Origin of the sequence: Blastococcus haudaquaticus (genome assembly GCF_900230285.1) — a bacterium.
Taxonomy (GTDB): Bacteria; Actinomycetota; Actinomycetes; order Mycobacteriales; family Geodermatophilaceae; genus Blastococcus_B; species Blastococcus_B haudaquaticus.
In genome coordinates this window covers 1,314,283-1,327,642 of the sequence record NZ_OCNK01000001.1, presented here as the reverse complement: position 1 = coordinate 1,327,642, position 13,360 = coordinate 1,314,283, and the positions used below count along the sequence as shown (strand labels likewise).

Sequence of the window (13,360 nt, the reverse complement as noted above, 5' to 3'; positions counted from 1 at the left end):
GGTTGGCGGGACAACCGCTCGTCGGCACTCCGCAGCGCCCCTAACGTCGGACGGGTGATGCAGACCTGGGCCGACCCTGCCGATGCCGCCGTCCACTTCGCCGGACGCCTGGCGATGGAGACCGACGTCTCCGACGTGCACGCCGCACTCGGGACCGGCGAGGCCGGGTTCGTGCTGCTGGACAGCCGCAGCGCCGAGTCGTGGGCGCAGGGGCGCGTGCCCGGAGCCGTCCACCTGCCCGGCCGCGAGCTCGCCGACCGCGCGGACGCCGAGCTGGACCGGTCGGTTCCCGTGGTCACCTACTGCTGGGGCCCCGGCTGCAACGGCGCGACCCGGGCGGCGCTGACGCTGGCCCGGCTGGGCTACCGGGTACGCGAGATGATCGGCGGATTCGAGTACTGGGCCCGGGAGGGCCTGCCCGTGGAGACCGCCACGGGCCTGCACCGGCCGGACGTCGACCTGCTCACGGCGCCGGCGGGGATCAGCTGCGGCTGCTGATCCCCGGTGCGCGGTCGTCGTCGGACCGGACTCAGCCCTCCGCGGACCCGGGCTCGGCCAGCGGGCGGAAGGTCTTGGCGGCGACGGTGTCGGGCGTCATCGCCGACATCCTCCCCATGGCCTTGCTGGTGAGGGAGCCGGCGAAGACCGACGCCTCGCCCTTCATCAACCCCTCGAACCCGTCCTTGGCCACCTTGGCGGGGTCGTCCTTGTGCTCTGTGGCACCGAGTTTCGTGTCGGTGAGGCCGGCGCGGTCGAAGAACTCGGAGTGCGTGACGCCCGGCAGCATCGACGTGATCGTCACGTTCGTGTCCTTGAGCTCCTCGCGGAGGGCCAGCGCCAGCGACTGGACGAACGCCTTCGACGCCCCGTAGACCGCCTGGAACGGCTGCGGCGCCTGGGAGGCGATCGAGGAGGTGAACAGGATCCGCCCCGCGTCCCGGGCGGCCATGTCCTGGGCGATGCGCTTGCCCAGGTGCATCGTGGAGGTGCAGTTGAGCGCCACCAGGTTCAGCTCGGCCTCGAGGTCGGTCTCGATGAACGGCCCGCCCACGCCCACGCCGGCGTTCAGCGCCGCCACGTCCAGTGGGCGCCCCGCCCCCCGGACCGCGGCGAGCAGCCGCTCGACGTCGTCCCGCTTGGTGAGGTCGACGCTCACCGGGGCCACCGCGACGCCCAGCGCCTTGAGCTCCTCGGTCGCGTCGTCGAGCTCGACGTCCTCGGCCGCGATGATCAGGTCGTAGCCGTGCTCGGCGAACTGCTTGGCCAGCTCCCGCCCGATGCCGCTGGAGGCACCGGTGACGAGGGCGAGCGGACGGGCGGCGGGCTGGGACACGGGGCCTCCTGGCGGGACGGGAACTCCCGGTCCCTGCCCAGCCCCGGCCGGGCTCACGCGTTCAGGCCGGGACGGATACCCCGACCCCGCCGCGGGTCTGCGCGCCGTAGCGCTCGATCTCGCGATCGAGGTCCAGCGCGGAGGTCATCGCGGCACCCTCGGTGACCTCCGGCGTGATCAGGTTCGCCGGCAGCAGCCAGGAGACCTCGAACTCGATGCCGTCGGGGTCCTGGGCGTAGAGCGCCTTGGTCGTGGCGTGGTCGGAGGCCCCGACGAGCGCGCCGGCCCGCAGGAGCGCATCGCGGATGCGGGCCAGCTCCGCGAGCGTGTCCACCTCCCACGCCAGGTGGTACAGCCCGACGGTGCGGCGACCGGCTTCCGAGGGACCGGCGCCCGGGCCGATCTGGAAGAGGCCCAGGTCGTGGTCGTTGGTCGAGCCCTCCGCCTGGAGGAACACCGCGGCACCCGGGATCTCCATCTTCGCCCGGAAGCCGAGCACGTCGCGGTAGAAGGCGTGGCTGCGCTCGACGTCCCGGACGTAGAGGACTGCGTGGTTGAGGCGCTGGACGGGCATGACGGGCTCCTGGTGTCGACGGTCCGCGCCATTCTGCGCCGATTTGTTTCAAGTTTCAAGTACATGGCGGGCGGCGGCGCCGTCCCGCTCCCGCTGGGCTAGGGTCTGCGGCACAACCGAACACACGCAGCAGGGGAGCGCTTCGGCGCTGAGAGTGCGGGCAACCGCAGACCCTCGAACCTGATCCGGGTCATGCCGGCGCAGGGAGTCTGGAGGAATTCCATGGCCGATCAGGCCGTCCGTCCGTCGTCCGTCGATGCCGGGTACGGGAACCCCGTCCGCTGGCGCACCGTCGACATCGTCGTCACCGCCGTCCTCGGCGTCGCCTTCGGCGTCGTCTTCTGGGGCTGGAACCTGTTCGCCGAGGTGGCCTCCACCCCGCTGGACTTCTTCCCGCCCATCAAGGGCCTGCTCAACGGCGTCTTCCTGATGCCCGGGGTGGTCGCCGGCCTGCTGGTGCGGCGCCCGGGAGCGGCGATCTTCGCCTCGACCCTGGCCGCCGCGGTCAGCCTGCTGCTGGGCTCCCCGTACGGCGGCATCATCGTGGTCTACGGCCTGGTGCAGGGCGCCGGCGCCGAGCTCGGGTTCCTGCTCACCCGGTACCGCACCTTCGGCTGGGCGACGGCGATCCTCGCGGCCGTCACCGCCGGGCTGTCGACGTCGATCCTCGACCTGAGCCTGTACTACCCGGTGTCCGGCGAGTACCCGCTCTGGGCGTTCACGCTGCCGTACACCCTGGCGACGGTGCTCTCGAGCGTCCTCCTGGCCGGCGTGGTGGGCATGCTCCTGGTGCGCGCCATGGCCCGGACCGGGGCGCTCAGCTCCTTCGCCGCGGGCCGCACCCGCGTCTGACGCCGGCCCGGTGACCGCCACGCCGAGGTCCCGGCCGAGCCCGTCACCGGCCGGGGCCGACGTCGGCCCCGTGCGCCTCGTCGCACGGGGTCTCGGCGTCCGGCACGCGTCCCGGCGGGCGTGGGCGCTGACCGGCGTCGACCTCGTGGTCGAGCCCGGCGAGCGCCTCCTGCTCACCGGCGCGTCCGGCGCGGGGAAGTCCACCCTGCTCGCCGCCCTGGCCGGCATCCTCGAGGCCGAGGGCACCGAGGTGACCGGCGAGCTCACGGTGGACGGCGGTCCGCCGCGTGCTGCGCGAGGACGGCTGGGCCTGCTCGCCCAGGACCCGGACAGCCAGCTGGTCATGACCCGGGCCGGCGACGACGTGGCGTTCGGGCTGGAGAACGCCGGCCTACCGCCGGAGGTGATCTGGCCCCGGGTGGACGAGGCGCTGGCCGCCGTCGGGTTCCCCTACGGCCGGGACCGGGCGACCCAGGCGCTCTCGGGCGGGGAGAAGCAGCGCCTGGTGCTGGCCGGGGCGCTGGCGCGGAGGCCCGGCCTCCTGCTGCTGGACGAGCCGACCGCGCAGCTCGACCCCGACGGTGCCGCCCTGGTGCGGACGGCGGTGGCCCGCGCGACCCCCGGGCGCACGGCCACGGTGGTCGTCGTGGACCACGACGCGGAACCCTGGCTGCCCCTGGTCGACCGCGTCGTCGAGGTGACGCCGGACGGGCTGGTCCAGCACGGTCCGGGCTGGCGGCCGCTGCCGCGCACCGCCGGCCTGCGGCTCCCCCCGGGGCCGGACGGAACGGTCCTGCTCGCGGCGCAGGCGGCCGGCTTCACCTACCGCGGCAGCTCCGCGCCGGCCCTGTCCCCGTCGACGACGGCCCTGCGCGGTGGCCGGGTGCTCGCCGTCACGGGGCGCAACGGGACCGGGAAGTCCACCCTCGCGCTGTTGCTGGCCGGCCTCCGGGCGCCGACCTCGGGGCGGGTGACGGCCTCGGCGGACCTGACCGGCGCCGTGCGCACGGGCTCCGACGAGCCGCACCGCTGGCGGGCCGGAGAACTGGTGAGCCGGATCGGCACGGTGTTCCAGCACCCCGAGCAGCAGTTCCTCACCGGCCGGCTCCGGGACGAGCTGGCCGTGGGTCCGCTGCGTTCCGGGCGGCAGGCGGCCGCGGCGCGCGCCACCGCCGACGAGTTGCTCGAACGCCTCGGGCTCAGCGCCTTCGCCGACGCCAACCCCTACACCCTGTCGGGTGGCCAGCAGCGCCGGCTCTCGGTCGCGACGGCGCTGGCGACGTCACCGCAGGTGCTGGTCCTGGACGAGCCGACGTTCGGCCAGGACGCGGCGACCTGGCGGGAACTGGTCACCCTCCTGGCCGAGCAGCGGGCGCAGGGCCGGGCGGTCGCCGTCGTGACCCACGACGCCGACCTGGTCGAGGTCCTCGCCGACCACCGGCTCGCCCTGGGGCCACCGTGACCGCCTCCCTCTCACTGGGACCGGTGCCCGACGCCCGCCTGGGCCGGATCAACCCCGTCGCCCAGCTGACCGCGATGATCGTGGTCACCCTGGTCCTGCTCACCAGCCTGGACGTCGTCACCCCGGCCGTCGTCGTGGCCGCCGAGCTGTGCCTGCTGCCGGCGGCCGGGCTCACCGACCTCCGGGACCTGTGGCGGCGCACCTGGCCGCTCGTCCTCGGCGCCACGTCCGTCGGCCTGGTCAACGTGCTCCTCTCCGACGACGCGACCGTGGTCACCGGCGTCGGCCTCGGGCTGCGGGTCGTCGGCCTGGCGCTGCCCGGCGTGCTGCTCGTCGCCTCCACCGACCCGGTACGGCTGGCCGACGCGCTCACCATCCACTGGCGGCTGTCGACCCGCTTCGCGTTCGGTGCCCTGGCCGCGCTCCGGCTGGTCCCGCTGCTCGTCGCGGAGTTCGAGTCCGTCCGGCTGGCGCGCCGGACCCGCGGGGTCGAGGCCGGCCGCAACCCGGTCGCGCAGGCCCGGCTGGTCGGCGGGATCGCGTTCACCCTCCTGGTGGGCGCGGTGCGCCGGGGCTCCCGGCTGGCGACGGCGATGGACGCCCGTGGCTTCGACTCGGGCATCCGCCGCAGCAACGCCCGCGGCTCGCGGCTGCACCCGCGCGACGCCGGCTTCGTGGCCGGCGCGGTCCTCGTGTGCGCCGTGGCGGTCACCTCCAGCGTGCTCAGCGGCGCCTGGGCGCCGATATTCGTCGGCTGACCCCGCAGGTGGCTGCGCCTCGTGGGAGTGACACGGGTCGCATCAGGTTTGCCTCGGGCCCTCGCGGCCCATACGCAGGTGTTGGCCTGCGACCGGAGGCCGCGTCTAGGCAAGGGGACCATCGCGTGACAGGGCAGGCGGCGAGACCGGTCTGGCCGTCGGCGACACCTCCTCCGGCCGAGCCCGCGCTGTCCTGGGAGCTGCGCCAGATCGCGCAGCTGCCCCGCGTGCGGGCCGAGCTCCGGCAGCACGCCACGACGCAGGCGGCCGGCCGGGGCCCCGCCGAGGAACGTGCGGACGATCTCCGCGACCAGCTGATCCTCGCCCTGGACGAGATGGCCTCCAACGCGCTGCGGCACGGCGGAGGGCAGGTCCGGGCCGCGGTACGGGTCACTGCCGACGCCTACCTGGTCGAGGTGTCCGACCAAGCCGCGGGCACGCCGCCGTCACCGGCCGTGGGCCGGGACCCGAGCGAGGGCGGGCTCGGGCTGTACCTGATCGCCGAGATGGCCACCGCGCACGGCTGGTACGTCAGCGCCGGCAACAAGTACGTCTGGGCCCTGCTCCCCCGCGCCTGATGGTCAGCGCTGCGGCGTCCGGCCGGGGACCCGCTGCGGGCCCGCCTCCGCGGGCCGTGGGCGGTCCTCCCGGTGCAGCCGGACCGCCACGAGCGCCACGTCGTCCTGCAGCCCCTCCGGACGCAGGCGCTCGATCACCTGGTCGCACAGCACCGCGAGCGGCTCCTCCGCCAGCTGCGCCACCGCCGCCCGGAGGCGGGCGATCCCCTCGTCGAGCGGCAGGTCCCGGCCCTCGACCAGACCGTCGGTGTAGAGCAGCAGCGTGGCCCCCCGGGTCACCGTCACGACGGCGTCCGTGCGCGAGGCCGACGGGTCCACGCCCAGCATCAGCTCGGCGCGCTCGCCGGCCAGTTCCTCCACCCGGCCGTCCGGGTGCAGGAGCAGCGGTGGCGGGTGCCCGGCGTTCGACCACCGCAGGCGCGTCGACCCGGCGGCCCGCTCCTCCGGCGTCTGCTCGACACGGGCGATCGCCGCGGTGGCCATCGTGCCCATGTCGAGACCGTGGATGGCGGCGTCGAGCTGGCTCAGGACCTCGGCCGGCCCGGCCCCTTCGCGGTAGGCGATCCCCCGCAGCATGCCGCGCAGCTGCCCCATCGCCGCGGCTGCCTCGGTGTCGTGACCCACGACATCGCCGATGACGACCATCGTGGCGCCCGACGGCTGCAGGAACGCGTCGTACCAGTCGCCACCGACCTCGGCAGCCTCCACGGCGGCCTTGTAGCGGACCACGATCTCGGCGTGGTCGGGCGCCGGAGGGGCGGTGAGCAGGCTCCGCTGGAGACCTTCCGCCAGCCCGCGCTGCTGCTCGTACAGGCGGGAGTTGTCCAGCGCCAGCGCTATCCGGTCGGCGAGGTCGCGGACCGTGGCGACGTCGTCCTGGTCGACGGGGGTCCGGTCGGGCGCGCGGTAGACGCTCAGGGCGCCGAGCGTCCGGCCCCGCGCCGCCATCGGCAGCGTGATCGCCGATCCCGGCTCGAGCGTCCGGAAGACGTCGCTCACCTCGCCCGGGGGGAGCATCCGGCCGACCGCCGCATCGACGTCGTCCACGATGCGCATCTGCCCGGACGCCAGCGCACGCATGAGCGGGGCGGTCGGACCGAGGGACGCCAGGCGCAGCTCCGCGTACCGGGCCGCGGCCGGCCGCAGTGCCGGGTCCCGGTGCCAGCTGGCCACGTCGCGCATCCGCCCGTCCCCGTCGACGAGACTGACGATCACCCAGTCGCCGAGCAGCGGGATCACCGACTCCGCCACCCGCTGCATGGCCACCGCCTCGTGCCCGGCCCCACCCAGTGCCGCCGAGAGGCCCGCGGTCACCTCGGCCACGAGCGTCAGTCGAGCGGCGCTGCGCCGGGCACGCTCCTCGGCCTCGCGGCGCTCGGTGACGTCGAGGAAGTACACCGACAACCCGTCCGGCCCCGGCCACGCCCGCACCTCGAACCAGGCGGCCAGGGGCGGCGGGTAGTAGGCCTCGAAGACCCGTTCCTCCCCGGTCGCCGCGGCTCCGCGGTAGTTGCGCTCGAAGTCGCTGCCCACGGCTGCGGGGAAGAGGTCCCACACCGAGCCGCCGAGCAGCTCGTCGCGGTCCCGCTCCAGGACCCGCTCGGCCTCGGCGTTGACGTAGGTGAACCGCCAGTCGCGGTCCAGGGAGAAGAACGCGGACCTCATCACCTCGAGCACCCGGGACACCCGGGCCTCGCCGTGCCTCTGGGACGTCGTGTCGAACCCCGCGCCGACCAGCCGGACGGCGACGCCGTGGTCGTCGGCCAGCGCGCGACCGCGCCCCTGGATCCACCGGGTCTCCCCGGTGGGGAGGACGATGCGGAACTCGGCGTCGTACTCGCCGCAGGTGTCGATGGCCGACTGCAGGGCCTCGGTCAGCCGCTCCCGGTCGTCCGGATGACACCGGGCCATGACGGCCCCGATCGTCTCGTCGAACGTCGACCGGTCGTAGCCGAAGAGCGCGACGAGCCGGTCGTCCCACACCAGGCGCCCGGTGGCGAGGTCCCAGTCGAAGCTGCCGATCTCCGCGGCGTCGATGGCCAGCTCGAACCGGAGCCGGTGGGCCTCGAACTCCTGGCTCAGCGCCGCCAGCTGGAGCTCGCTGGACACGGCGTCGCCCAGCTGGCGCAGCAGGGCCACATCGGTGTCCGCCCAGACCCGCTCGGCCCCGGAGTAGACGGCCAGCGTGCCCACCGCCGTGCCGTCGAAGACCGCCAGCGGAACGGCGAGGTAGGCGCCGACGGCGCCGCCCCGGACCGCGGGCAGCCCGGCGAGGCGGGGGTGGCGTGCGGCGGAGGGGGCCAGGAGGGCGTCGGGCGCCGCGGCGAGGACGACGGCGCAGAGGGAGTCCGCCAGCGGCACCTGGCGGCCCAGGCTCCCGGACGGCAGGCCCGCCCCGCTCACGACCGTCTCGACGTCGCCGGCCAGGGAGACCGCCGCCGCGTCGGTGCCGAGCAGCCGCTGGGTCAGATCGGTCAGCCGCTGCAGGGACCGGGAGCCGAGGGCGGTCGACTCGAGGCGCCGCACCGCGTCCAACCGGGCCGTGTCCATCGGGGGCGTGTCCATCGGGGGCGTGCCCATCCGTCCCGCGTCGATCGCCCCCGCGGGAGCACCGTCGACGGGCTCGGGGGCGGTCACGATGACGTTCCTTCCACGGGGGCCTGCGCGGCACTCTCTGGCGCCCAGCATCCCGGTCCCCCGGATCCCGGTCGGCACCGGGTCCTCCTGGCCGGGGCGGGCGTCCCCGGGGCCTCCGGGGACGCCCGCCGTCGGCGGGAGGGAGTGGTGGACGGTCGGTCCACCGGCACGTCGTCCACGGGCCAGGCGACGTCGTCCAGCGTCGCGGCGCCGGAGCGGCCGGGCCGCGGAACGGTCCTCGCGAGCCGTCGATCCCGCGCCGCGCTCTGGCGCCACCGGCCCAGATCCGATCCGGTCAGAGACCCGGGGACGACGGTCGCGTCCGGGTACCGGAGGAGCTGGGGACCGCCCGGTCGACGGAACCGGGGAGCCGGTCGGCGACGCCGCAGACGTCTGCGCCTCCCTGGAGGGTCCGCGCGCTGCACAGGGCAGTCGGCGGGGGGACGAGGCGAGAACCGTCGTGCGTCGAAGTCGATCGGCCACCGGAGTGCACCGGGCCGGCCGGACCGGCGACGCCGCAGACGTCTGCGCCTCCCTGGAGGGTCCGCGCGCTGCACAGGGCAGTCGGCGGGGGGACGAGGCGAGAACCGTCGTGCGTCGAAGTCGGTCGGGGCCGGGAGGGGCACCGTCGGGGCGAGTCAGGTAGCGGCCGGGGTCGGCCTGCAGGGTCGTGCGTGCTCGGGGACCGAGGCGGCGGTCCCGGACACCCGGGGAAGGGGGCGGCCGGTTCCGGCGTGCTCGGGGCGGGCGGAGGACGGCGTCCAGCGGCTGGCTGCCGTGGTCGCGCTTGCTGCTCGGTGCGGGGCGTCCGTCCCTCTAGGGGAACGAGCTCCAGGCGGAGCCCGGGGAACGGGAGCGCCGCGCCGTCGGGGGCGAACCCCTGACCGGGCAGGACGACGGGTCACCCCGTGCCCGCGCCAGTCCGGTCGCCATCGGCGACCTCCGGGACTGCGGGGGCCAGCCGGTGGCCCGGGAGCGTTCAGGCGGTCCGCCCGGTCTTATGCCGGGGACGGCCACTGCTCCGCGGGTGATCGGCGGCATTCCTCGCGGACCGGCCGACGACGCCGGCACGCGGGGAAGGAGCGCCACGGCGGGGGAAGGCGCCGCGGGCTTGATCGTGGGGGTGCTGGGCATCTCGCGCAGCACCACGGGTGGGTCGACGTCGGGGCGCGCCGCGGGGACGGCGGGGCGCCCCCAGGACAGGTGCTCGCCGCCGGGTCCCGCGCCCCAGAGCGCGGCGCGGCGCACCAGGGCGCGCAGGCGGGACGGTCGGGGGGCTGCGGGCGCCGCCGGACGGACCTTCCAGGCGAGGTTCTCGCCGCGCGGCCCGGCGCCCCAGAGCGCGGCGCGGCGGACCAGGTCGGAGAGCCCGGTGACCGGGACCCGCTCGGGCTCGGGCAGCACGAAGGCGCGCGGCACCGGGGTCGGGCGGGCCATCGGGGCGGGCTGCACCGAACGGAGGGGAACGGTCCGGACCGTGCCGGCGCGCCCACCGGCCGGGCGGTGGGCCGAGGCCCGCCGGGCGGGCGCCCGACGGCCGCCGGAGACGCCGTCGGCGCGGTCGAGCACGTCGATCAGCCCAGCGAGGCCGTATTCCTGCCGGGCTTCCCGGTCGGGGCCGGCGAGGTGGGTCGACAACTGCGCCGCGGTGGATCGCTCGCCGCTCATGTCGCCTCCTCAGGTCGTGTCCGCAGCCGGGGAAGGTGCTGCGGACAAGGAGAAACATAGAGAGCGGCCGACCCCTTTCCGGTCATTCCCGACACCTGCTGGAGAGCGCGTGACCTAACCGTTGCGCAGCATTTCCGGACCGGTCGATGACCCTTTTCTGAGAACGGGAACTTGTCGACAAGCCGCGCATTCTGAGCGTGGAAATACCTGGAGCGGGGCACGGTCATCCCGGCCCAGCGCCCGACGCGCCCCGCGTGTCGCAGGCCTCACCCGTACGGGGAGCCGTCGGATTGCCCGGTCCGGCGCCCGCCCGGAGACTTCGTGGGTGACCGATTCCGACGAATCCGGCGACGACGCCGGCACCACCCGGCTGCGCCGCGCCGTCACCGGGAAACTCCTCTTCCTCTTCATCCTGGGCGACGTCCTGGGCGCGGGGATCTATGCGCTGTTCGGCGTCATCGCGGGCGAGGTGGGCGGCGCCGTGTGGGCTCCCATGGTGGTGGCGCTGCTGCTCGCCCTGCTCACGGCCGCCTCCTACGCCGAGCTCGTCACGAAGTACCCGAGGGCGGGTGGCTCCGCGGTGTTCGCCGAGCGCGCCTACGGCAGCCCGCTCGTGTCCTTCCTCGTCGGCTACTGCATGCTCGCCGCGGGTGTCACCAGCGCCGCCGGGCTGTCCCTGGCCTTCGCCGGCGACTACCTGGGCGTGTTCCTCGACGTCCCGGCGACGGCCGCCGCGCTCGTCTTCCTCCTGCTGATCGCGCTGCTCAACGCCCGGGGCATCCGGGAGTCGATGGGCGCGAACGTCGTCATGACCGTGGTCGAGCTCTCCGGCCTGCTGCTGATCATCGTGCTCGGGGCCGTCGTCCTCGGCCGGGGGGACGGCGACCTCGGGCGCGCGACGGAGTTCCCCGCCGGTGTCTCCGTGACCTCCGGGGTGCTGGCGGCCGCGCTGCTCGCCTACTACTCCTTCGTGGGCTTCGAGACGTCGGCGAACATGGCCGAGGAGGTCCGCGACGTGCGCCGGGTCTACCCCCGGGCGCTGTTCGGTGCCCTGCTGGTCGCCGGGGCGGTCTACGTGCTCGTCGGGCTGGCGGCGTCCGTCGTGCTGGCGCCCGGCGAGCTGGCCGAGTCCTCCGGTCCGCTGCTCGACGTCGTCCGGGCAGCGGACGCCGGCATCCCCGACGAGGTGTTCAGCGCGATCGCCCTGGTGGCCGTCGCCAACGGCGCGCTGCTGACGATGATCATGTCCAGCCGGCTGGTGTTCGGCATGGCCGAGCAGGGGCTGCTCCCGCGGCCGCTCGGCCGGGTGCTCCCGCGTCGCCGGACCCCGTGGGTGGCGATCGCGGTCACCACGGCGGTGGCGATGGGGCTGACGCTCGTCGGTGACCTGGCCACGCTCGCCAACACCGTCGTCCTGCTGCTGCTGCTCGTCTTCCTCAGCACGAACACGGCGGTCCTGGTCCTGCGGCGCGACCGGGCCGAGGCCGGGCACTTCCGTGCCCCGGTGGTGCTGCCGGTCCTGGCCGTCGGCTCGTGCCTGCTGCTCCTCTGGCAGCAGGAGGCGCGGACCTGGCTGTTCGCCGGCATCCTCCTCGCGGTGGGAGTCGTGCTGTACCTGCTGGCCCGGGCCCCGTGGTGGGGTCCTGCCGACCCGACCGACCCGACCGACCCGACCGGCCCGGAGCCGAAGGCGATCGAGAAGGTCGCCTGACGCGCTGGCAGGATCGGCCGGTGCCCACTCCCCTGGTGATCGACACCGACCCCGGCATCGACGACGCGCTGGCCATCCTCCTGGCGCTGGCCAGCCCGGAGGTCGACCTCCGGCTGGTCACCACGGTGCACGGCAACGTCGAGCTCCCGCAGACCACGGACAACGCTCTCCGGGTGCTGCACCTGGCCGGGCGCTCCGACGTCCCGGTGGCGGCCGGGGCGGCCGAGTCCCTGGTGCACGCCCAGCCCGAACGGGCAGGGCACGTGCACGGGACCGCCGGGCTCGGCGGGGTGGTGCTGCCGGCGTCCCCGGCACCGATCGACCCCCGGCCCGCCGTCGTGGCGCTCGCCGAGCTGCTGACCACGTCCGCCGAGCCGGTCACCGTCGCGGCGGTGGGCCCGCTGACCAACATCGCCCTGCTCCTGCGGGTCTTCCCCGAGGCGGCCGCGCGCATCGGCCGGCTGGTGATCATGGGCGGTTCGGCCACCCGGGGCGGCAACGTCACCGCGGCCGCGGAGTTCAACATCTGGGCCGACGCCGAGGCCGCCCAGGCGGTGCTCACCTCGACGCTGCCCACCCTGCTGGTGGGCCTCGACGTCACCCTGCCCACGGTGCTGGACGAGGAGGACATCGCGCGGTTCGCCGCCGCCGGCCCGATCGGGACCCAGGCCGCCGCGATCCTGCAGCAGTACCTCGCGCACGCCCGGGCGACGTACGGCACCACGGGCGTGGTGGTGCACGACGCGCTCGCCGTCAGCGAGGCGATCGTCCCGGGCACGCTCGGCACGGTGCGCCGCGACGTGGTGGTGGACACCGGACTCGGCTTCGGCCGCGGCCAGACGCTGGTCGACCGGCGCACCGTCTCCTCGGCCCCCACCGCCGTCGACGTCGCCGAGCAGGTGGACAGCGCCGCCGCTGTCGAGTTCCTCGTGACGCGCCTGGCTTCCCTGGACCGCGGCTAGCGGGTCTGCGTGCCCTCCACGATGCCGAGGGCGATGTCGCGCAGCTTGCGGTTGTAGCGCTGCGACGCCTGCCGGAGGATCTCGAAGGCCTGCTCGGCGTCGACGCCGCGCTGCGCCATGAGCACGCCCTTGGCCTGCTCGATCACCGCGCGGGAATCCATCGCGATCCGCATGTTCCGGGCCTGCTCGCCCAGCTGGTGGTGCGCGTCGGCGTTGGCGACGGCGACCGCCACCACCTCGGCGACCTCCAGCCCGGCCGCCAGGCTCTCCGGGGAGGCGAAGGCGGCAGGCCGCGACGAGTAGTTGTTGAGCGCCCCGATCGAGCTGCCCTGGTACGGCAGCGGCACCGACAGCGAGCTGCGCACACCGGCGGTCCCGTACACGTGGGACACGTAGTCCGGCCAGCGCTGCTCGGTCTGCATGTCGTCGACGCGCAGCAGCACGCCGCCCCGGCCGGCGTCCATGCACGGCCCGTAGCCCTTCTCGTACTGCAGCTCGTCGGCCAGGAGCGACATCTCGCCGTAGTGCGCCGCGGTGAAGGCCTGGTCGTCGCGCAGCAGCGTGATGGAGGTGGACTCGGCACCCGGGATGCCAGCGGCGGCGATGCGGGTGATGTCGGTCAGGACGTCGCTCAGCGCCCGGTCGACCAGGACCACGCGACTGAGCTCCCGCAGCATGGCTTCCATGGCGCACAGTGTGCCTGGTGGAGGGCGGATGTCCCGCCCGCCGGTGCGCGTCAGGTCACCATCGGTCAGGATGGACCCGGCCCGGCGAAGGTCCGGCCCCGGACGCGACGCCAGACTCGAGGGAGAGGCGATGGCCGAC

At 74.9% G+C, this 13,360-nt stretch carries 12 protein-coding genes and 1 riboswitch; of the genes, 7 read left to right on the top strand and 5 right to left on the bottom strand.

Annotated elements, in window-relative coordinates:
* Nucleotides 1-57: 57 nt before the first annotated feature.
* Entirely contained in the window at nt 58-498 is a 441-nt protein-coding gene (locus CRP30_RS06435) for a rhodanese-like domain-containing protein (protein WP_097183196.1), read from the top strand.
* Nucleotides 499-529: 31 nt separating this feature from the next.
* On the opposite strand, the gene CRP30_RS06430 is transcribed toward CRP30_RS06435, so the two are convergent.
* Together CRP30_RS06430 and CRP30_RS06425 are read right to left on the bottom strand one after the other, a co-directional pair.
* Complete coding sequence (locus CRP30_RS06430) at nt 530-1,333, bottom strand: SDR family NAD(P)-dependent oxidoreductase (protein WP_097183006.1); 804 nt, start codon at nt 1,331-1,333, stop codon at nt 530-532.
* Nucleotides 1,334-1,394: 61 nt separating this feature from the next.
* Nucleotides 1,395-1,907, bottom strand: coding sequence for a VOC family protein (locus tag CRP30_RS06425; protein ID WP_097183005.1), 513 nt, complete (start codon nt 1,905-1,907; stop codon nt 1,395-1,397).
* Between the two features lie 121 nt (nt 1,908-2,028).
* A riboswitch (TPP riboswitch) is annotated at nt 2,029-2,132 on the top strand.
* Here CRP30_RS06425 and CRP30_RS06420 point away from each other — a divergent pair.
* From CRP30_RS06420 to CRP30_RS06405, 4 genes are all read left to right on the top strand, one after another.
* Nucleotides 2,130-2,759 (top strand): ECF transporter S component, encoded by a 630-nt coding sequence (locus CRP30_RS06420; protein WP_097183004.1) that lies wholly within the window; start codon nt 2,130-2,132, stop codon nt 2,757-2,759. Its footprint overlaps the riboswitch before it by 3 nt.
* A 70-nt stretch (nt 2,760-2,829) precedes the next feature.
* Nucleotides 2,830-4,221, top strand: a complete 1,392-nt coding sequence (locus CRP30_RS06415) for an ABC transporter ATP-binding protein (protein ID WP_235003207.1) — start codon at nt 2,830-2,832, stop codon at nt 4,219-4,221.
* Nucleotides 4,218-4,979 (top strand): energy-coupling factor transporter transmembrane component T family protein, encoded by a 762-nt coding sequence (locus CRP30_RS06410; protein WP_235003206.1) that lies wholly within the window; start codon nt 4,218-4,220, stop codon nt 4,977-4,979. Before CRP30_RS06415 ends, CRP30_RS06410 begins: the two co-directional genes overlap by 4 nt.
* Before the next feature lie 125 nt (nt 4,980-5,104).
* A complete protein-coding gene (locus CRP30_RS06405; RefSeq protein ID WP_097183003.1) occupies nt 5,105-5,557 on the top strand; it encodes an ATP-binding protein in 453 nt (150 codons plus the stop codon).
* A 3-nt stretch (nt 5,558-5,560) separates the two neighbouring features.
* Here the strand turns inward: CRP30_RS06405 and CRP30_RS06400 are convergent, their stop codons facing one another.
* Entirely contained in the window at nt 5,561-8,194 is a 2,634-nt protein-coding gene (locus CRP30_RS06400; RefSeq protein WP_235003205.1) for a SpoIIE family protein phosphatase, read from the bottom strand.
* Nucleotides 8,195-9,010: 816 nt separating this feature from the next.
* Nucleotides 9,011-9,862, bottom strand: coding sequence for a hypothetical protein (locus CRP30_RS06395; RefSeq protein WP_097183002.1), 852 nt, complete (start codon nt 9,860-9,862; stop codon nt 9,011-9,013).
* Between the two features lie 325 nt (nt 9,863-10,187).
* On the opposite strand from CRP30_RS06395, the gene CRP30_RS06390 reads away from it, so the two are divergent.
* Together CRP30_RS06390 and CRP30_RS06385 are read left to right on the top strand one after the other, a co-directional pair.
* Nucleotides 10,188-11,573 (top strand): APC family permease, encoded by a 1,386-nt coding sequence (locus CRP30_RS06390; protein WP_200814566.1) that lies wholly within the window; start codon nt 10,188-10,190, stop codon nt 11,571-11,573.
* A 20-nt stretch (nt 11,574-11,593) separates the two neighbouring features.
* Nucleotides 11,594-12,535: a nucleoside hydrolase gene (locus CRP30_RS06385; protein WP_097183001.1), complete on the top strand. Its 942-nt coding sequence runs from the start codon at nt 11,594-11,596 to the stop codon at nt 12,533-12,535.
* On the opposite strand, the gene CRP30_RS06380 is transcribed toward CRP30_RS06385, so the two are convergent.
* A complete protein-coding gene (locus CRP30_RS06380) occupies nt 12,532-13,221 on the bottom strand; it encodes a GAF and ANTAR domain-containing protein (protein WP_097183000.1) in 690 nt (229 codons plus the stop codon). The genes CRP30_RS06385 and CRP30_RS06380 overlap by 4 nt on opposite strands.
* Nucleotides 13,222-13,360: the final 139 nt, after the last annotated feature.